Annotated in this window: 15 protein-coding genes; 12 read left to right on the top strand and 3 right to left on the bottom strand. The window is 39.1% G+C overall.

The genetic code is table 11. The annotated features are described in order from the left end of the window. The first annotated feature begins 8 nt into the window (after nt 1–8). The 5 genes from BLS33_RS01165 (at nt 9) to BLS33_RS01145 (ending at nt 8734) form a co-directional block, all read left to right on the top strand. On the top strand, nt 9–4154 hold the full coding sequence (locus tag BLS33_RS01165) for a non-ribosomal peptide synthetase (RefSeq protein WP_089884457.1): 4146 nt from the start codon (nt 9–11) through the stop codon (nt 4152–4154). Nucleotides 4155–4168: 14 nt separating this feature from the next. After that, the gene (locus BLS33_RS01160) at nt 4169–4648 is read left to right on the top strand and encodes a hypothetical protein (protein WP_089884455.1); all 480 of its coding nucleotides are present in this window, start codon (nt 4169–4171) and stop codon (nt 4646–4648) included. A 150-nt stretch (nt 4649–4798) separates the two neighbouring features. Beyond that, nucleotides 4799–7030 carry a TonB-dependent receptor gene (locus BLS33_RS01155; RefSeq protein WP_089884453.1) on the top strand — a complete coding sequence of 744 codons (2232 nt, stop codon included), beginning with the start codon at nt 4799–4801 and terminating at the stop codon, nt 7028–7030. Continuing rightward, the gene (locus tag BLS33_RS01150) at nt 6999–7934 is read left to right on the top strand and encodes a hypothetical protein (RefSeq protein ID WP_089884451.1); all 936 of its coding nucleotides are present in this window, start codon (nt 6999–7001) and stop codon (nt 7932–7934) included. Before BLS33_RS01155 ends, BLS33_RS01150 begins: the two co-directional genes overlap by 32 nt. A gap of 188 nt (nt 7935–8122) precedes the next feature. Further along, nucleotides 8123–8734: a protein-L-isoaspartate(D-aspartate) O-methyltransferase gene (locus tag BLS33_RS01145; RefSeq protein ID WP_245731237.1), complete on the top strand. Its 612-nt coding sequence runs from the start codon at nt 8123–8125 to the stop codon at nt 8732–8734. Between the two features lie 104 nt (nt 8735–8838). Here the strand turns inward: BLS33_RS01145 and BLS33_RS01140 are convergent, their stop codons facing one another. After that, nucleotides 8839–10296 (bottom strand): c-type cytochrome, encoded by a 1458-nt coding sequence (locus tag BLS33_RS01140; RefSeq protein WP_089884447.1) that lies wholly within the window; start codon nt 10294–10296, stop codon nt 8839–8841. 308 nt (nt 10297–10604) lie between these two features. Between BLS33_RS01140 and BLS33_RS01135 the strand changes: the two genes are divergently transcribed. The 7 genes from BLS33_RS01135 (at nt 10605) to BLS33_RS01105 (ending at nt 18549) form a co-directional block, all read left to right on the top strand. Next, on the top strand, nt 10605–11021 hold the full coding sequence (locus BLS33_RS01135; protein ID WP_089886133.1) for a Fur family transcriptional regulator: 417 nt from the start codon (nt 10605–10607) through the stop codon (nt 11019–11021). A 165-nt stretch (nt 11022–11186) separates the two neighbouring features. Continuing rightward, the gene (locus BLS33_RS01130; RefSeq protein ID WP_089884445.1) at nt 11187–13190 is read left to right on the top strand and encodes a heavy metal translocating P-type ATPase; all 2004 of its coding nucleotides are present in this window, start codon (nt 11187–11189) and stop codon (nt 13188–13190) included. Nucleotides 13191–13445: 255 nt separating this feature from the next. Continuing rightward, the gene (locus BLS33_RS01125; protein WP_143017554.1) at nt 13446–13826 is read left to right on the top strand and encodes a hypothetical protein; all 381 of its coding nucleotides are present in this window, start codon (nt 13446–13448) and stop codon (nt 13824–13826) included. A gap of 3 nt (nt 13827–13829) precedes the next feature. Beyond that, nucleotides 13830–15440: a D-arabinono-1,4-lactone oxidase gene (locus BLS33_RS01120; RefSeq protein ID WP_089884441.1), complete on the top strand. Its 1611-nt coding sequence runs from the start codon at nt 13830–13832 to the stop codon at nt 15438–15440. Nucleotides 15441–15600: 160 nt separating this feature from the next. After that, nucleotides 15601–16518, top strand: a complete 918-nt coding sequence (locus BLS33_RS01115) for an EamA family transporter (RefSeq protein ID WP_089884439.1) — start codon at nt 15601–15603, stop codon at nt 16516–16518. Nucleotides 16519–16689: 171 nt separating this feature from the next. Next, the gene (locus tag BLS33_RS01110; RefSeq protein WP_089884437.1) at nt 16690–17796 is read left to right on the top strand and encodes a Gfo/Idh/MocA family protein; all 1107 of its coding nucleotides are present in this window, start codon (nt 16690–16692) and stop codon (nt 17794–17796) included. A 54-nt stretch (nt 17797–17850) separates the two neighbouring features. Next, nucleotides 17851–18549 carry a 3-keto-disaccharide hydrolase gene (locus BLS33_RS01105; protein ID WP_089884434.1) on the top strand — a complete coding sequence of 233 codons (699 nt, stop codon included), beginning with the start codon at nt 17851–17853 and terminating at the stop codon, nt 18547–18549. Nucleotides 18550–19087: 538 nt separating this feature from the next. Here BLS33_RS01105 and BLS33_RS01100 read toward each other — a convergent pair. After that, nucleotides 19088–19981: a sugar phosphate isomerase/epimerase family protein gene (locus BLS33_RS01100; protein ID WP_089884432.1), complete on the bottom strand. Its 894-nt coding sequence runs from the start codon at nt 19979–19981 to the stop codon at nt 19088–19090. Nucleotides 19982–20072: 91 nt separating this feature from the next. After that, entirely contained in the window at nt 20073–20894 is an 822-nt protein-coding gene (locus tag BLS33_RS01095; protein WP_089884430.1) for an SDR family NAD(P)-dependent oxidoreductase, read from the bottom strand. Between the last annotated feature and the right edge of the window lie 8 nt (nt 20895–20902).

Genomic DNA, 20902 nt, shown 5'->3' with positions numbered 1-20902 from the left:
TAACAACTATGGACAACACGGATAGCAACCATATTGAACTCAGCCAAGGACAAATGTCATTGTGGACTGGACAAAAATTAAATCCAGATGTCCCCTTGCACAACACTGCATATTCATTTGAAATTGATGGTGAAATTGATCCTGAAGTTTTTAAAGAGGCTTTTAGACAAGTTGTTTCTAAAATAGATGCCCTTAGAACTGTCTTTTTTGAAAAAGAAGGAATTCCTTATCAGACCGTACTAAGTAAAATATCGAACGGTTTGGAATTTATCGACCTCGCTATGGAAAGCGATGCAGGCGTTAAAGCTTATTTGCAGGAAAGGAGCCTAAAAGAAATCGATATTTCAAAATGTATTTTCGATTCGATACTGGTGAAATCCCCGGTTAGAAAGTATATTTGGTTGCTCAATATTCATCATTTGGTTATAGACGTTGTTTCGTTAAAGACGATTTTCGAATCAACCAGTAAATGTTATACGGGAATCATTGAAAATAATTTAGAAGAAATTGAGCCAACACCTCTATTTACAGAATATGTCCATTTTGAAAAAGTGTTTCAAAAGAATCCAAAAAACGAGAATATCAAGAATTATTGGGCAGAACGGATAAAAACTATTAAAAAACAACCGGAATTATATGGTGTTTACAACAAATTTGATAAAACAAAATCTACCAGGGTTTTCCTAGAATTGGGGTTCGAACGTTCGCAAAGGCTTCGAGAAATAGCACAAAATCCCGCGATTCGTAGTTGGACACCACACCTCACCTTATTTAATATCTTTTCAAGCCTGCTTTTCGTTTATTTGTATCGCGTGAGCGGCCAGCGAACGTTGTCCATAGGTGCTCCCAATCACAACAGGGCCACTAAACAATTTCAAAAAACAGTGGGCTGTTTTATTCAGATTTTCCCATTAGTTTCCGAGATTTTGGAAAGCGATACGTTCAATTCCGTATTGCAACGGGTTAAGTTGGAAACCAATAATTATTTGAAATATGCCAAGCCTGGAATGGCCACTTCCGAAATAAACCGAAGTTTTAGCACCATTCTGAATTACATTCATACGGGCTTCCCTGATTTCTGTGGATTTCCTACCAAAACAGAATGGATTCCTAGCGAACATATTGATGTCACGCATCAAATGCGTTGTCATATTGTAGATTTTGATGCAACGGGGGAAATTGAAGTTCTTTTTGATTACAACCGTGCTATTTTTGATGAAGATTTAATTTCAAGGGCACCCCATCACTTTCTAAATTTGGTCGATGCCTTTTTGGGAAATATCTACCAACCCATCGACCGGCCTGAACTATTATCAGATAGCGAAAAGCTAAATACTAATTCCGAAGGTAAAACAGATTTGGATGCGTTCATATCTCTTATTGATCAATTTAACAAAATACAAAATTCCAATCCGAATGATATCGCCCTGCGTCATAAAAAGGAAATTTATACCTATGCCGATATTAATGAAAGAGCAAATCAACTCGCTTCATTTTTAGTTACGAAAGGTATTGGAAAGGGTACTTCTGTGGCACTTTATCTTGAAAGGAGTCCTGAGTACATCATCGGTGTTCTAGCGATACTCAAATCTGGAGGTACTTTTATTCCCATTCCTTCCGATCAACCATCACAACGCGTGGCTTTTATTTTAGAGGATTCAGGTTGTGCATTGCTATTGACCGACACCCAATTAAAGAATAATATCAAGAGTGTAGATATTGAAACTATTGATTTAAATTTATTATCGGAATCCATTAAAAATCAAAGTGGTATAGATACCAAAATAGTAATAGGTCCGTCAGATATTGCGTATGTAATTTATACCTCTGGCTCTACTGGTAACCCGAAAGGTGTTCTGATTTCTCAATGCGCTATTTTCAATTATTTGAATTGGGCCAAAAAAGCTTATACCACTGGTGATAAATTCATATTTCCATTATTTACATCCATCGGATTCGACCTTACAATTACATCGACCTTTCTTCCATTATTGACTGGAGGGGAGGTTATCATCTATAAAGAATCAGGTCAGGGTCCTGATATTTCTTTGATGGAAGTATTGGCCGACAACAAAGTGAACAGTATAAAGTTGACTCCTTCCCATCTTGCTTTACTGCAGGGCACTGACTTATCCCATTCAAAGATAAACACCATGATTGTTGGGGGTGAAGACTTTAAAGCAAATCTGGCAGCCAATACACAAAAAACATTTGGTAAAGGGCTAAAGATATATAACGAATACGGACCAACGGAAGCAACGGTAGGCTGTATAGTAGCCCAATTTGATAGTAATAAACACAAAGACGTATCGGTGCCCATAGGTACGCCCATTGACAATATGCATGCCTATATTTTAGATTCTTATAAAAATTTGGTTCCTAAAGGAGTAATTGGCGAACTTTATTTGGGAGGAACTGGGCTAGCTGAAGGTTATGCCAATCTACCATCTTTGACCGAAGATAAGTTTATTAAAAATCCTTTTTTAAAGGGCACAAAAGTATATCGTACAGGTGACTTGGCTCGAGAGAACTCGTATGGAGAGCTGGAATATTTGGGAAGAGCAGACGACCAGGTAAAACTTCGAGGGTTCCGTATAGAACCGTCGGATATCGAGGCAAATATGTTGGGTCATGAGGAAATCACAAATGCTGCCGTTGTGCTGATAGAGAATGAAAAGTCAGTTTCAGAAAACGAAGTGATTAACTGTACAGAGTGCGGGCTGCCTTCCAATTATCCGAATACTGATTTCGATGAAAACGGGGTATGCCATTTATGCAATGCCTTTAAAGGATACAAAGACGAGGCACAACGGTATTTTAAGACTACTGATGAACTTAGGGATATTTTGATCTCAAAGCGAGGTAAAAATCCCAATTACGATTGTCTTTCGCTTTTAAGCGGCGGTAAAGATAGTACCTATATTTTAGCACAACTTATAGGTATGGGGCTAAAGGTATTGGCTTTCACATTAGACAATGGGTACATTTCAGATCAAGCAAAAGGCAACATCGATAAAATCGTTCAGAAATTGGGTGTTGACCATATTTATGGCACGACAGAGTACATGAATAAAATTTTTGTAGATAGTCTTAACCGTCACCAAAATGTTTGCAATGGCTGTTTTAAAACAATTTATACCTTAAGTACCCAGATTGCATTGGATAAACAGATTCCGTTTGTGGTTACTGGGCTCTCAAGAGGACAATTTTTTGAGACTCGGTTGACCGAAGAATTGTTCTGGGATAAAAATGTAGATGTCAGTACCATCGATAAAACCATTCTCGAAGCTCGAAAATTATACCATCAGGAAGAAGATGCCGTAAAAAACCTACTCGATGTTTCCATGTTCAATACCGACGAGACTTTTGAAAAAGTACAGTTTATCGATTTTTATAGGTATAGCGATGTGAAATTGGAAGAAATGCTGACCTATTTAAAGGAAAAGGTAGATTGGGTTCGACCGACCGACACAGGTCGTTCGACCAATTGCCTTATCAATCAAGTTGGTATTTACGTGCATAAAAAACAGAAAGGATATAGCAATTACTCTTTTCCTTATAGTTGGGATGTTCGTATGGGCCATAAAACGCGCAAGGAAACCCTCGAAGAAATAAATGAAGTAATCGATGAGAAGGAAGTAAAGCGAATCATCAATGAAATTGGATATCAGGAAATCGGTGAAGATGAATCAAATCAGAAACGCCTAGTTGCTTATTACACAGGTAAAAAGAGATTAGCTTCTAAAGAATTGTCTGAATACCTAAAAAAGGAATTGCCTGAATATATGGTTCCAACATTTTTTAAGTTTATCGACGAAATGCCTCTCACAAAGAATGGAAAAATAGATAAGTCGGCCTTGAGGGCGCTGAACAGTTCGCAATTGGATATGGACACTCCTTTTGTTGCTCCAAACGGTGAAATCGAAGAGCTTTTGGCCGCTATTTGGAAAGAAGTACTTCGCTTAAAACAGGTAGGTGTTCATGATGACTTTATTGCTTTGGGCGGGCATTCCCTTGCCGCCATTCGGGTTACTGCGCGAATAAATGAAGAAATCGAAATGAATTTCCCATTGAATAAAATATTCGACCTACCCACGATAGCGGAGTATGCGAAATATATCGAAGATACATTGGTCGAACTTTTAAAAGAATAACGAACAGAAACAAAATGCAAGTAGCAGCAGCTTTATTACAAGACGTAAGGCCCTTTTTAATAAAAGGGGTAGCTGTTCTTATGGGCATATGTTACTTGCTGGCTCCCATGCATAGACAAATGGGTATAGTGCTGCATTCTGTTTCACATTTTTTAGAAATGCCCGGTCACGTTATGTCTCATGCGGCTGTATCAAATCATGATTCTTTTACCAAACACCAACATGAAGCGCATGAAAAATTGGTTAATGTTCATAAGCACCAGGTTATCGACTTCCTTGATTCTATTTTCAAAGCGTCAAACCATGAGGGCGAACCTCAAGATGCGCTCACTACCCAAATAAAAATTGACAAGCATTTTATAATCTCAAAGTATACCATTGCAGAACGCTGCGTCTTAAAATTAAGAACCAGTTTTAGTAAAGTGGCCTGTGAATATAGTGAGGGCTACTATAGACAGTTGTATAATCCCCCTAGAATCTACTCTTTAGCCTAGACTTACAATTTAATATTCTGGCATTTCGCCAATATAAAGTTCTGGCTTTCTGTTTCTATTTTCCTAATTATTTTTCCCATTTAACAGGTTATCCAATAAGGGATGACATTGTACAATGTGATTGATAACCATTCTTCTAAATTTTAAAGCATGAAACCATATATAATATTTTTTACATTTTTTATCGCATGCCATTTATTGAGCGCACATGAGCTCAATGGCACTATTGTATCCGAAGATAATATACCCTTAGAAGGGGTCGGCGTATATAACAAGACGACAGGAGGGTATACCTATTCAAACGTTTCGGGTTATTTTGAACTTGACGACATATCTATTGGCGATATTGTGTTTTTTTATAGCTTGGGGTATTCGAACCACCAAATAATCATTGCAGAAGAGCACCTTGACGGTACAATTAAAATAGCCCTTAAAGAATCGGTCGTTTCATTAGAGCAAGTTGTGTTGGTTTCAAAGGTAAATGCGTTGAGCACCTTTGTAAATGTTGATGTTAAAGCAAATCCTATAAAATCATCGCAAGAAATACTGCGGAAAGTACCTGGTCTCATTATCGGCCAACATGCTGGAGGGGGCAAAGCGGAACAGATTTTTTTGAGAGGTTTTGATATTGACCATGGAACCGATATTGCGATAAATGTTGATGGGCTCCCCGTGAATATGGTCTCCCATGCCCATGGCCAAGGCTATTCAGATATGCATTTTATTATTCCGGAAACCATCGATAATATTGATTTTGGCAAAGGTCCGTATTACGCCGACAAAGGAAACTTCAATACGGCGGGCTATATTGATCTGAAGACCAAAAAGAATATAAAGAACAATTCCATTGCCCTAGAGACAGGTCAGTTCAATACAATTCGAGCATTGAGTATGTTCAAGGTCATAGAAGACGATTATAACAATGCCTATATTGCTTCGGAAATGGTTTTGACCGATGGTTTTTTTGATTCACCTCAAAATTTTAATCGTTTTAACATTATGGGGCGATACAATTATAACAACAGGGAAGACCAAGATTTAAGTATCAGTATTTCCCATTTTCAAAGTAAATGGGATGCTTCAGGTCAGATTCCTGAACGCGCTGTTAATCAAGGTTTAATCGGAAGGTTTGGAGCTATTGATGATACCGAAGGAGGCAATACAAGTCGGTCTAACCTATGGGTCAACCACAGCAAGCAACTCGATGAACATTCCCGATTAAAATCAAAGGCCTTCGTTTCAAAATATAATTTTGAACTTTTTTCAAACTTCACTTTCTTTTTGGAAGACCCGGTAAATGGAGATCAAATAAAACAATTTGAAGATCGAACCATTATTGGTGCAGAAACCGCTTACGAACGTTCATTTCATACGGGTGACCATGATACCCAATTTAAATATGAATCCGGCATAGGGTTCCGATATGACGATGTTAATGATGTAGAGCTATCAAGAACACTGAATAGAAAAACGACTTTAGAGCAATTGGCCTTCGGCGATATTGACGAATTGAACATGTATGGGTTTATCAACGCTACGTACAAAAAGAATAAATGGACAATAAACCCAGGCCTCCGATTGGACTACTTCAAATTTAATTACGAAAATTTTCTATCAGAGACATATGATCATAAAAGTGAGGACAAGTTTTTTTTAGGTCCGAAATTAAATGTACTGTATGCTGCATCAAAGAATGTCCAGTTATTTGCCAAGAGCGGTATAGGTTTTCATTCAAACGATACCAGAGTGGTAACCGCAAACAATGGCAAAGAGATTCTTCCGGCCGCCTACGGTGCAGATTTAGGGGCCATTATAAAACCAGCTGATCGCATAGTGGTCAATGCAGCCCTTTGGAGCCTTTTTCTAGACCAAGAATTTGTATATGTGGGCGATGCCGGAATTGTGGAGCCCAGTGGTAAAACAAAACGGTATGGTGCAGATTTAGGATTTAGATATCAGCTGAACGATTGGTTGTACTTTAATGGGGATGTCAATTATACATTCGCTAGAAGTACCGAAGAGCTTGAAGGGGAAGATTACATTCCCTTATCACCTGACTTGACCTCCTCTGGTGGATTTTCGTTTAAGGATATAGGAAACTTTTCAGGGGGCTTGAACTATCGTTATATTGACAATAGGCCGGCCAACGAAGACAACTCCATTGTGGCCGAAGGATATTTCGTAACTGATTTTAACCTGAATTATTCGATAAAGAATTGGACCTTGGGCATTATCGTAGAAAATTTATTCGATACCGATTGGAATGAAACTCAGTTTGCAACCGAAAGTAGACTGTTCAATGAGACGGCTCCCGTGGAAGAAATTCATTTTACACCAGGTAGTCCTTTCTATGCCCGAGCTAAAATTTCTGTTGTTTTTTAACGATTTTAATTGGGGTTTTGACGTAATGTGGAAAGGTAAAATACTAAAAACGGAAGCTTTGCGTTTAGGCGAGTATAACCCTAAATATAAATCGAACATGAACCGAATTACTAGAATGAACAGAAGTTTTATCCTCTTTGGTATAATCGGCCTCTTTTTGGCGAGCTGTAGTGAAGACGGAAAAAGTATTGGTGTTGATGAAGAACTTACCCAAAGTGATTTAAAGGTTATTTTGGAAACAGATGACATTTCAGGTATTGCAGATAGCGTTATTTCTGAATTATATATGAATAATGATATTAGCGCTAAATCTGCTAAATCAGCGAAATTATCAGAATGCTATGAAGCTACCTATAGTGATACCGGATTTACGGCTACTTTTGATAATTGTGTTTTAAATGGAACAGAAAATGTCAATGGTACGTTAACGGTTGTCTATGGCATAGGGGAGGAGTCGGGTTCTTATACTGCCACCTATACTGATTTTTATGTGGGAAGCATTAAAATAAGTGGTTCTAGGAGTTTTGTTTTGGATTCCAGCTCAGAGGAAAATTCTTTTGTTTTTACCGTCACCAGTGATATGACCGTTGTTATGGGTGATGAATCCATTGTTGTGGAAAACGGAACTAAAACTGTTGGCTTTACTTTTGGCGATAGTTTAGAAACAAGCATCTTTAGTATAGATGGTAATTGGACCTTACAGGTTGACGGAGACACCTATAAAGTTGCCGTTGGCACAATTTTAGAAGGCAATTTAAGCTGTGGCTATTTAACTAGTGGTCAAATGAGTGTCGATAAAAATGGCCTCATGGTCATGGTCGGTTTCGGTGATGGAAGTTGTGATGATATGGCCACTATTACGTATCCGAATGGAGCCACAGAAGATATTTCTTTAAAAGATTAATTATAAAATATTTTATAAAAAACTAACGCCCCTATCTTCGGATAGGGGCGTTTTTGTTTTCGAATTTATTGTAGTACCTTTTAATTGAAAAAGCGCTTGATTTGGTCCGTATAGTCTTTTTAATTTGGTTTTGTTTTTTAATGGTAAGTGGCTTTTGTCAGGTCAATTATAAGGCCCAAAGAGAAGTTATGGTACAAACGCAACTCATAGATAGGGATATATCTGATATTGCCACCCTAAATGCAATGCGCAAGGTTTTAAGACACGAATTTGTCCCTGAAAAAATTCGCAATATGGCTTATGCCGATAGGGCACTTTCTATAGGTTTTGACCAGACCATTTCACAACCTTATATGGTTGCTGCAATGACACAAGAGTTAAACCTAAAACCTGATTCCAAGGTGTTGGAGATTGGTACAGGTTCAGGATATCAAGCAGCCGTACTGGCCGAAATTATCGACTCGGTATATACGATTGAAATTGTAGAACCTCTTTGGAAGCAGGCAAAGGAACGGTTAAAAAGACTTGGTTACGATGCAGTTTCGGTAAAATTGGGAGACGGGTATCATGGATGGCCTGAAAATGCTCCGTTCGATGCCATTATTGTAACAGCAGGCGCCGAATCCATACCTAATGCATTGATAGAACAACTCAAGGAAGGTGGCCGCCTGATCATACCGATTGGACCACATAACGGGGTGAGGCAATTGGTAAGGGTGGTCAAAAAAAATGGAAAGATTAATATAACCGAAATAATGCCAGTGCGATTTGTACCCTTTACGCGCAAAAACGAGCACTAAATTAAACCAATGGAGAAGCATCGGACTTCCCATATAATGCTTCGCTAAGGTTGGATAAGTTTCCTGTTAGTAGTGAAAGCTACCTATGAAGACGGCCAACGGTGCTACAAGGTCTTTAAGTATTCAAGGATGGCTTTACGTTCAGTGTCGTTGAAATCATCTCCAAAAGTATGTCCTCCGTTGCCATATCCCTTTAAAGAAGTATCGTAAGTGTTTTTTCCCGTTTTGCTAGTTTCGATAGTGTAGTTCCAGCCCAATTTATTCTGGTCATAATCGGCGCTATCATAGGATCTACTCCAAATCGTAGGCCTTTGTTTACTGTTTAAAACATCTTCAAGTGTCGGAACCGATCCATTATGAAAATAGGGGGCGGTAGCCCACACGCCATCTAAGGGAGGGGCGATATATCCACCATCCGCAACAATTTCCAAAGGGTTTTCGTCTGTACCGAACCACCCCGTATTGAACCAATCGAAAAAATAATTGTTTACTGGGGAAGGTGTTGTATAATGATTGGAAAGTTCTGGATCCGTTCCTATGGTTTTCAAGGAAACCATAAAATTCGGATAGGTCGAATCAGTACCATAGGTGCCATGACAACTAGTACAGTTGGTTTCGAAAATCATTTTACCCTGCGCACTTAAATTGGTATCGATTTCATAGGGGTATTGGGGAGGTTCCAAACTATTGATGTAAGCGAGCACGTCTACCATTTTTGCATCAAGTTCCTCTGCCTTGACACTGTTTGAAAGCGTTAATAAACTGGAGCCTATGAACGACTTGCAAAAATCGGCTCTCCCAATGGCATGATAGAACATGGCATTTTTCTTTTTTAACAACCACCAAGCAGGCACATCGGTGGGTATTACTTCGTCATCAACGGTGACATAAGGCTCATCATTCCATTCCAAGGTATTCTTGTCGCGATGGGCAACAAGTACTTGGGTGATTTTATCTGCAGGGTTAACCCCTATAGTCTCCATAATCGTTTTTGGGCCAATGGCTACAATACTTTTCCTAAATTGATCGTAAACCAACCATTCTTCGCTGGTTTGTCCACCGTATAGAAATGAAATGGCGGTATTTAAAAGTCCGATCTCATCTGCCCTGTTCATAGTGAAATCGGCAGCATGGTTTCCTAAACCGACGATAAGATTATCATTAATTTTTCCGGCATGGCATTGGAGACAATTCGGTGCAACGACCCGAACTCCGTTACTGGCATTTACCGCAGTATAATCATAAGAAATAGCAGTGTTATCTCCCGTTCGCCCAAGTACGTTTGAATTGTCGGCACCAAAACCCCGCAGAAAGGCGTCATAAGGAATGCCCGAACTCATATAATCGCCAGAGATCAAATATTCATATCCAACGCTGGGGTTTCCGGTCCGTTGCTCATATTCAGGTAACTTATCAACCTCGATGACTTCTTGGTCCGGTTGCGCTGTATTTGGTTCTTTGCTTTCGGGAATATTCACATATTCCTCTAAATTGTCATCCGAACATGAACCACAGAAAACGAGTAGGGCTATGACAAATGGTGTAAATATTTTCTTTTTCACAATACAATAGTTAAATAGTTAGCAAGTTTTGGGAACGTACTTTGATATAAAAGTAAAAATAATTCAAGATGGGTTCATCTTTATTCTCATATACGGCGGGTTTTATCGATAAAAAGCATAATTAATTATCTTGTGAATATTTCACTTAAAATATTCAATGGTAAATTAATTTATTTAGAAGCAGTAGAATATAAGATGTAATTTCTATGGTGCTTATGGTATACGTTCTTTTAGTCTTATGTAATTTAGAGCTGTAAAATAGTATTATGAGTACTGAACTTGTCAAGACCACGGAGAATTACAAACAAATGGGTAAAATAGAAGAAACATTAGAGGTAAAGAGCGTTCGCCCAACTGCAATGCGAATTCTTATTTATAAGTTCATGGCAAATGAGAAAATTGCTGTGGCTTTGACCGACATAGAGAATGCTTTTGCCAAGGCCGATAGAACGACCCTTTATCGTACCATAAAAACGTTTGAAGAGAATGGTATTGTACATCAGATAGATGATGGTACGGGTATCGCTAAATATGCCTTATGCGAAGAAGGTTGTAATTGTTTAATCGATCAAGACCTCCATTTACATTTTCATTGTAGTAACTGCGATCAAACCATTTGTCTACCGAAACATAAAATCCCTCAATTTAAGGTTCCGGATGGTTTTGTACCCGAAAATGTGAACTTGGTCGTAAAGGGTATATGTGATAAATGTAGCGGACTATAGCGCATCATCAAACAAGTGTAGAAATCTGCCCTGTTTTACAACCAATATTTAAATTGCTTATTCTCGCGCTATAGTTTTTCTTTCTAGTTCTCGAGAACCTCATTGACAATTATTGCACTTCCATTGCATCAAAATTCCCGCGACCTTTATTGTTTTAAAATTTGTATGAAAAAGAGAAAACTAAACTTAAAGGATTTAGGGCAGAAAAAAGACAGTAAAAAGGGACATGATCATAGTCATAACCACAATCATGTGGGGAGCCAGAAGAGTAATGTAAAATTATATATACCGGCCATTGTCAGTTTTTTAATGTTGGTAGTCGGTATAGGATTTGATTATTTTGAGGTATTTCCCTTTTTTAAAGGTTGGGCGAGAATAGCTTGGTATGTAATCGCCTACTTGCCTGTAGGTCTGCCTGTTTTAAAGGAGGGATGGGAAAGTATTAGAAGGGGGTCTTTTTTTACGGAATTCTTATTGATGTCCATTGCAACAATCGGTGCATTTGCGATTGGCGAGTACCCTGAGGGCGTTGCAGTTATGCTGTTTTATGCGGTAGGCGAACTATTTCAAGGGGCCGCAGTGAAAAAGGCAAAGGGAAATATAAAGGCACTTTTAGATGTTCGACCAAAAGAAGCCAACGTTCTTCGAGATGGAACCTTTGAAAGTGTCGACCCTGAAACGGTTGTCGTTGGTGAAACAATTCAGGTACGGGCCGGGGAAAAGATTCCACTGGACGGAAAGCTGAAATCCGATAAAGCAACGGTCAATACGGCCGCCTTGACCGGGGAAAGCAAACCGCAAACTTTAGTAAGAAACGAAGAAGTATTCGCTGGAAGTATCAACCTTGAAAATGTAATCGAGGTAACAGTTTCTAAAAAATTCAAAGACAGCTCAATAGCACGAATTTTGGAATTGGTACAGAATGCTACGGCAAGAAAATCCAAAACAGAATTGTTTATTCGAAAGTTCGCCCGCATTTATACGCCAATCGTTGTGTTTCTAGCAATTGGCCTGACCCTTATTCCTTATTTAGTTGTGGCTGATTACGTCTTTCAAGACTGGTTGTACCGGGCTTTGATATTCTTGGTAATATCGTGTCCATGTGCTTTGGTAATTTCCATTCCTTTAGGATACTTTGGAGGTCTCGGGGCTGCATCAAAAAATGGCATTTTGTTTAAAGGAGCTTCCTTTTTAGATGCCATAACCAAAGTGAAAACACTGGTCATGGACAAAACCGGAACCGTGACCAAGGGGGTCTTTAAAATCAAAGAAATTAAAGTATTCGATAATGCCGGCGATAGTAGTTTGGGCACGGATAAGGAGAAAGAAATGATGAATTATTTGCTGGCGCTAGAGGCTCAATCTACCCATCCGATTGCCAAAGCTTTGTTAGCATATCCTTTAGTTAATATATATGAAGCCGAAAACGTGACTGAAATCCCTGGAAAGGGCTTGGAAGGAACTATTAATGGGAAAAAAGTGTTTGTGGGTAACAGCGCTTTAATGGAAGCGAACGATATTGAGTTTCCAAAAGAAATTGAAACAATTGTCGAGTCAATTGTCCTAGTTGCCATTGAGAATAAATTTAGCGGTTATGTCGTTATTGCCGACGAATTGAAGGAAGAAGCCAAAGCAATGATTGTTCAATTGAGGGAAATTGGCGTAAGAGATATTGTAATGCTATCGGGAGACAAAGACTCTATTACGCAAAAAGTGGCTATAGATTTGGGCATTACGAATGCCAAAGGAGGGCTGTTGCCTGAAGATAAGTTAAACGAAGTTGAAGCCTTAAAACAACAAAACATTTCCAAAGACAACAAAGAAAAAATAGCCTTTATTGGTGATGGTATTAATGATGCCCCGGTTTTGGCGGCAAGTGATGTGGGTATCGCGATGGGTGGTTTGGGCAGTGATGTGGCTATTGAAACAGCAGATGTGGTCATACAGACCGATCAACCATCAAAAATTGTACGTGCGATTAAAATTGGTCGTTCAACCAGACGTATTGTTTGGCAAAATATTGCATTGGCTTTTGGTGTCAAGGCCATTGTTCTGATTATGGGTGCCGGCGGATTGGCTACCATGTGGGAAGCGGTCTTTGCCGATGTAGGTGTTGCCCTTTTAGCTATTCTGAATGCGGTTAGATTACAGCGCATGACTTGGAAATAAAACCGTGATTGCATATTTAAAAATTGTGCAGTCCGACTGGTTTTATAGTATTTTCCAACAAAAATGAAGTTGGGGGAGTGGTCTGCGCAATAAGGCAGACGAATGGAATTGTCATATTATAACAGTTCATACAGAATACCTTACCATTCATACAAGCTCTTTTCTAAAAACATGGTGAAAAGTTTAAATTGCTGTAGGCATTTGGTTTGTTCTACACCATGAACCGGCCACCTGACCAAACCAAAAATTAACACCATGAAGTTTTCTCAACTACCCCTACGTTTACTTGGTTTCTGTATTATGATGTTGCTCTTTCAATCGTGCTATTCGGTACGGTTGGTCAGCACAAAAGGTACGCCCATGCCCGATCAACATGAAGATGAGGAATTGGCTGAGGCAAAGTTGGGCGATTTCTACAAAGACAAAATGTTCACGGTTGTCAAGAAAGCGATTCCCGCAAGTGTATTTACAGAAAGCATCCAATTTCCGATTGACCAGACAAATTGTGAATCGGGGAAGTTGTTTTCCGTGGAATATAAAAACACATTGGGTGGGTCTCTCTTGTATTTAGCCACATTCGGTGGTAAGCGCAAAGTGAAGATTACATACGTATGCATGAAAACTGAAAGACAATAAGTTATGGCCAACACAACCTCCTATCCAAAAACCGAGTGGTATACCCTACATAGAAACGGACCCCACAAATTAAAACTTTTACAAATTACCAGATTGGAAGGACAAGCCACCATACCTTCAGCGGTTGATTGTTATAATGATGCCGCGTTGGAAATGCAAAGGTTAATCAAGGAGGCTTTGGACAATAACCACGGGTTTAGGGCCTATGGTTCCCGCTGGTCAATGTCTTCAGTGGCGCATAATAAAGATAGAATGCACTACAATGCCTACATGAATTTGTCCTTTCCTATTTTGCCACAGGATATGCATTCTAATGCCAACTACGATAGTACCAACCTTTATTTTTTTCAATGTGGAAACACGGTAAAAGAAATTTCACAGGTTTTTGAAAAAAATGGGAAGTCATTAAAAGTAAGTGGCGCCAGTAACGGTCAGACTATAGCAGGTTGTATTTCCACAGGGGTGCATGGCTCAGCACTGAATGAAGGATCTGTTCAAGATCATGTTGTGGGCATAAACTTGATTATCGGCCCCAACCCTGAAGATATTGTATATCTTGAACGTCATACCAAACCTGCCTTGAATGATGCTTTTGCACAAAAATTTAATGCTCGGGTCATTCGTAATGATGGTCTTTTTAATGCTGCCCTTGTAAGTCTTGGTTCCTTTGGTTTTATACACGGTGTAGTAGTGGAGGGGGAAGATTTGTATCTATTAAAGCGATATGTTCGTAAAATTGATAAAAAGGTGGCCTTGAAACTCTCTGAAACCATGGATTTCAAAAACACTGATTTTAAGATTGAAGGTGAAACGGATGCAAACGGTAAAGGCAAAACACCTTATCATTATAAGGTTTTTATTAATCCCTACATAGATGATGGTAAATATGTGGTAGAGCTAATGTACAAGAAGCCTCATCGAAGCTCTTATCCCGACCCCTTTACTACCATAGACAAATCTTTATATCGTGATGTAATTCATCTGCTGATACAGATTAGCAGAAAGTTTCCAAAAAGTATTCCTTGGTTTATTAAAAAACTCCAAAAACAGATACTTCCCGATGTAAATGAGGAATCATTGGGCACCTTATACGAAACGTTTTGGGATGCACCTTATAAAGGTCCTGCTTTCGCCTGCTCTTTCGGAGTAGACGTCAAAGATTGTGCTAAAGCCCTAAAAGTTTTAGTAGATCTCACCAAAAAAGAAGGCCCAATACCAGGAATATACGCGATGCGTTTTATCAAAAAATCAGATGCTACCTTGTCTTTCGCCCAATTCCCTACCACCTGTATGATAGAGATTGATGGTGTACTTTGGAAAGAATCAAAAAAACTGATTAGCCTAGAGAGATTTTCCAAAAGAATGATAGAGGTTCTTCAGCAAAATAATATTCCATTTACCATACATTGGGGAAAAAATTCATCTTGGAATTTTCCTGGTTTGGTAGATTATATGTACGGTGACAAGGCTAAAACATGGAAATCATATAGAAGCGCCCTACTCTCTAAAGATATGCAAAAGCTTTTTTCGAATGACTTCCTCGAACAAACCGGACTATCAGAAAGTGAGTCCGATGACATCGACATCCCCGAAGATTTAATTGTATCCTTATAACAGTTGTTTAATAGACATTCGTTTGCTTATTTAATCATGGCGAGGGCATTGTGGTTTTTTGGTCTTCAAGGAAAGTACCTTTAAATATTCTTTCAGATTTACCCGAAAGAATAAAGGTTATCCTTAATATTGAAGCGAAAATTGACAATCCTAATTCTTCATGGGTAAACCTAGGAATACGACACTTATCATACTTGCCTTTTTTTCTATCTATGTGATTTGGGGATCCACTTATCTTTTAAACAAAATAGCTGTTACCGAGTTACCACCATTTATGTTGGCCTCCGTTCGTTTTGGCAGTGCGGGTCTGCTGATTTTTCTTTTGGCGAAGTTTATGAGAATAAATATATCCATATCCAAGGAACAATGGATAAATACAACCATAGCCGGATTCTTGTTTCTTGCATTCGGAAATGGAACCGTGGTGTGGGCCTTAAAATATGTCGATAGTGGATTTGCGGCCCTGGAAGTTTCGGCACAGCCGCTGGTAGTACTTTTTTTAATGCGTGTACTGGAAGGTAAAAAAATTCAAACGATGTCACTTATAGGTGTTGTTTTGGGAATTATAGGCATCTATTTATTGGTAAGCCAAAAGGAGATCATCAACCAAGAAAATTCAGTTCTCGGTATGTTCATGATTTTTCTGGCTATGCTGAGTTGGGCTTATGGAAGTCTTTTTGTTGCAAGGGCGAATTTGCCATCCAACTACTTTGTCAATACCGGATATCAGATGGTCATGGCCGGTGTTATCTTATTATTGGCGAGTCTGCTGTTCGGTGAAACTTGGTCAGCACCTACCACTTGGAGTTCGCCCGTACAATATTCCTTGTTGTTATTGATTTTTTTCGGCAGTATAGTAGCCTTTACATCGTTTAACTACTTATTAAAGGTTGTTTCTCCTGAAAAAGTAGCAACCTCTACCTATGTAAATCCTATTGTGGCATTAGCGTTGGGCTGGTACTTTTTAAACGAACAAATTACGACACAATCCATTGTTGCGGCCGCAATTTTGTTGACAGGTGTCTATTTTATCAATACCAAGAAAAAGTTGATGATATTTTCGAGGTTTAGAAGATAAGAGGAGACATGCTTCATATTTTCCATGATGTACTTAAAAAAATCCTTAATAAATCAGCATGCTGCTCAAGCATTTTAGAAAGTAAAATTGTTTAAATTTTTTATAAACTGTATTTTAGAACAAATTATCATAATTTTTCGGATTAATTAACCTTAATACTTTGCTTGGAATATGGGATCACGAAGAGATTTTATTGAAAAAATTACGGTTACGGCCTTAAGTGCGCCAATCTTATTTAACTCCACAAGTCTTTTTGCAACTTCCGATGAAGTGTATGAAGGTCCTATGCTACGTGTTGCCATCATGGGCCTTGGTAGCTATGGCACCAGGGTTGCCAAGGCAATGAAAACTTGTAAACGGGCAAAATTAGTTGGTGTTATAAGCGGTACCCCTTCAAAAATAGTTGATTGGCAGGCCACTTATAATATTCCCAAAAAGAATTGTTATAACTATGATAATTTTGATGAAATTAAAAATAATCCCGATATCGATGCGGTGTATGTTATTACGCCTAATGCATTGCACCACGATCAAGTAATACGGGTTGCCAAGGCGGGTAAACATGCAATCTGTGAAAAGCCCATGGCTATAAATGCTAAGGATGGGGAAGAAATGATTAAAGCCTGTAATGATGCCAATGTAAAATTACTTGTGGGATATCGTATGCATTTTGAGCCGAATACACTTGAAGTCATACGTATGAGAAAAGCTGGAGAATTTGGCGATATTAAATTTTTCCAAGGTCAATCTGGATTTAAAATTGGTGACCCCACGCAATGGCGTTTAAATAAAGAGCTGGCCGGAGGCGGTTCGATGATGGACATAGGCATCTATTCAATCAATGGTGCGCGATACATGGTGGGTGAAGAACCCATTTGGGTTACTGCCCAAGAGACAAAGACCGATCCTGTTAAATTTAAGGAAGGCGTTGATGAAACTATACAATTTCAAATGGGTTTCCCCAGTGGTGCAGTCGCTTCTTGTCTTTCTACCTATGCCGTAAGCCATCTTGACCGATTTTACCTTAATGGTATTGACGGATTTGCTGAAATGCAACCATCGACAGGATATGGTCCTATTAAGGGACGCACGCATAAAGGTCCCTTGACAGAACCTATTGTAACCCATCAAACCGTTCAAATGGATGAGATGGCAAAAATTATATTAGAGAACAAAAAACCTGAAGTGCCGGTTGATGGAAATGAAGCGGTCAAGGATTTAAAAATTATCGATGCCATTTATGAAGCAATAAAAACCGGTAAAAAGGTTATGCTGTAAACGATTGCAGCATTATCGTTCGATAAAGTCTATGAATATTCAATTTCGATAGCTATGAAATACGGTTTTTTACTTATATTTTTTACCAGTATAATGCTCGGTTGCAATTCAAAATCTAGCGTTAGTCTTTTTAATGGAAAAGATTTGCACGGTTGGCACGTTGATGTACCGAAAATGGATACGGTTCCTGAAGCCATCAATCCTTTTATTATACGAGACGGAATGTTGGTCAGTCTTGGTACGCCTCAAGGACATCTTATTACAGATGCGAATTACCATGATTTTAGATTAAATGTAGAGTACCGCTTTGCTATGGAACCAGGCAATTGTGGTGTTTTGGTGTTTGCCTCGACCCCGAGGTCTTTATATAAAATGTTCCCAAAATCAATCGAAGTACAGATGATGCACGAAAATGCTGGGGATTTTTGGTGTATTGTACAAGATATTACTACGGAAAATATGTTGGAGCGAAGAGGCCCAAAACGAGAGTGGGGCATTACCGAGGGCAAAAAGCGTAGAATCAAAAATCTGACCGATGATTCAGAAAACCCTTTAGGAGAGTGGAATTATATGACTATTGAGTGTCTTGGTAACAAAATAAAGGTTTGGCTAAATGGTGATTTAGTAAACTATGGCTATGATGCCACCGCCAGCAGTGGTCAAATTGCTTTACAAGCAGAGGGTGCTGAAGTCGAATTCAGAAAAGTAATGCTTACCCCAATTACAGAGCTAAGTGATACGGCTCAAGAGTGACATTTCTATTTTTAAATTGGGATAACAAGTTTAATCATTTATATTGGCCCATGCCCGCAATCGCCATACCCGGCAAGACAAAATTAATTTAGACTCAAAATATGAGTCCTACCTAATATGGAAGGACAACAGTGGGAAACCGATTGATTGGATATATGTAAATACCAATCCCGATACCTATAAAGTCGTGAATGACTTGTTGTTTCGTTTGGAGTGACAACAAACCCATGAATAATCGCGTCTGACTGTAGGTGTTGAAGTTCAGATCTTTGAATAGGATTGGGTCCAATAAAAATATTCGTGATAGGGTAAAACCACCAATCGCTTGTGTTCATGGTGAACAGTTCGGCGTTGGTGGTGTTAAAACAATTTCTTATAAATTTTGGGGAACACGGAAAAAATCGATTGAATTAATGAATCTACGATCAAGAAAGGTCACCTCTTTTTGGAATCGGAAAGGGCAGAAATTCATTTCAATAATTTTGCCCTAATCGTGCTTCCGCAAGGGTAACCATCGAAAGTCGGATGGTCAAATAAATCAAACAAAATCTGGCCAATATTCAACAATTTTTTTTCGTAGAAAAGCTACGCTTCGCTCCAGTTGGTCCATACCATCGACGCCATCTTCGATGCTGATCCATCCATCAAACCCGACGCGTTTTAGTTCTTTAAAAATAGCATCATAATCGTTGAGGCCTTTTCCTATTTCACCATGGCTTAATCTTTTGGCGTACCCCATGGCTCCACCTTCTTCTTTTCGAAGGTCTTCGATAGTACCTTCTTTCAAATAACGGTCACTGGCATGCATGGTGACTACGCGATCGGATACCCTGTAAAGCAGTTCCAAAGGGTCTTCCCCGGCTAAAAAAGTATTACTTGGGTCATAGTTGACTCCAAAATTAGGGTGTTCGATTCGTTCGACCAGTTTACAAAAAATATCCATTTGCTGTGCAAATTCGGGATACTCCCAGAAATCATCTTTATAATGATTTTCTAAAATCAAGGTAATTCCTAGCTTCTCTGCCAAGGGTAGGCAGGCTTTAATACATTCGGCGGCAAGGTCGATACCTTCTTCAATCGTCAATTCAGGTCGTCTTTGACCTGATAATACCCGACAATATGACCCGCCAAGAACGTATGTCATCTCGATCCAACCTTTTTGTTTTGCAATTTCCTTTTCACGAAAAGCTGCATCAGGATGTGTGAAATCGGGAGAGCAACAAAGCATAGGTATTACTTTTCCATGACTTTCTACTTCTTTTCGGAAAATAGGCCAGTTCGCGGTATCGGCCATTTCTAGAAAACCGGCATACCACTCTAAACCGTCGACTTCCAATTCAACGGCTAAATCTATCCATTCGGAAACTTTCATTGTTCCATCCTTACAAAGTTCTTGCATAAAGGCTTTGGGGAATACTGCTAATTTTGGCATACTTCAAATTAATGATTAAAAGAGGATGTCGGTAAAATCGATATCCTCCCAATGTTTATAAACTTCTAAAATTCTTAATTTTTGATTGAGATTATTTTTTGGTGCGTGTACTCCAAGAAAAATCGTGTGACCCGTCCCATTCTTTGGGAAGGTTACGTCCAATCATAGGAAACTGTTCCAAATCCATCACTTGACCACTAACTGGTCCGCATTCATCGGAAAGCAGATATAGGGCCGCAGCGGCTATTTCCTTAGGAGAAAAAATACGCTGGGCAGGGGCAAAGATATTAGGCAAATCTTTATACCAATCATCTACCATTCCTTGCTTTTTTTTATCGGCCATTTCCCTTTCGGTCAAGACCCACCCCGGATTAATTTGGTTTACGCGTACCCCCTTGTCACGAAAGAGGCTGTCACCGATATTACGGGTCATTGTCATCAGCGCTCCCTTTGACATGCTGTAAGCCAGTAAACCAGGTTCTCCGCCCCAAGCATTAATCGAACCAATATTAAGCACACAGCCCTGAACGGGTATCAAATAGGGTAGGGCACTCTGAATGATGGCCAGTGGGGCAATGGCGTTAACAGCCATTACCTTGTGCATCAATTCAGTACTTGTTGATTCTACGTTTGACGGCGGAACCATTGCTGCGTTATTTACTACGGCATTCAATTGTCCGAAAGTATCTATAGCTTTTTTAACTAAAAGTTCCGGTATGCCAGCTTGCGCAATGTCTCCAGTAATGGCCACGGCATTTTCGGTATCCAATTCTGATAAAACAGACTTGCCCTGATCATCTTCGAGTCCGTTTAAGACTACCTTGGCACCTTCATTTATACAGGCTTTGGCAATGGCAAGGCCGATTCCCGTATAAGATCCCGTTATAAGAATTACTTTGTTATTTAAACGCATAGTAGATC

The sequence above is a fragment of the Kriegella aquimaris genome (assembly GCF_900103215.1).
Lineage (GTDB): Bacteria > Bacteroidota > Bacteroidia > Flavobacteriales > Flavobacteriaceae > Kriegella > Kriegella aquimaris.
This window is presented reverse-complemented; position numbering and strand designations above follow the sequence as displayed.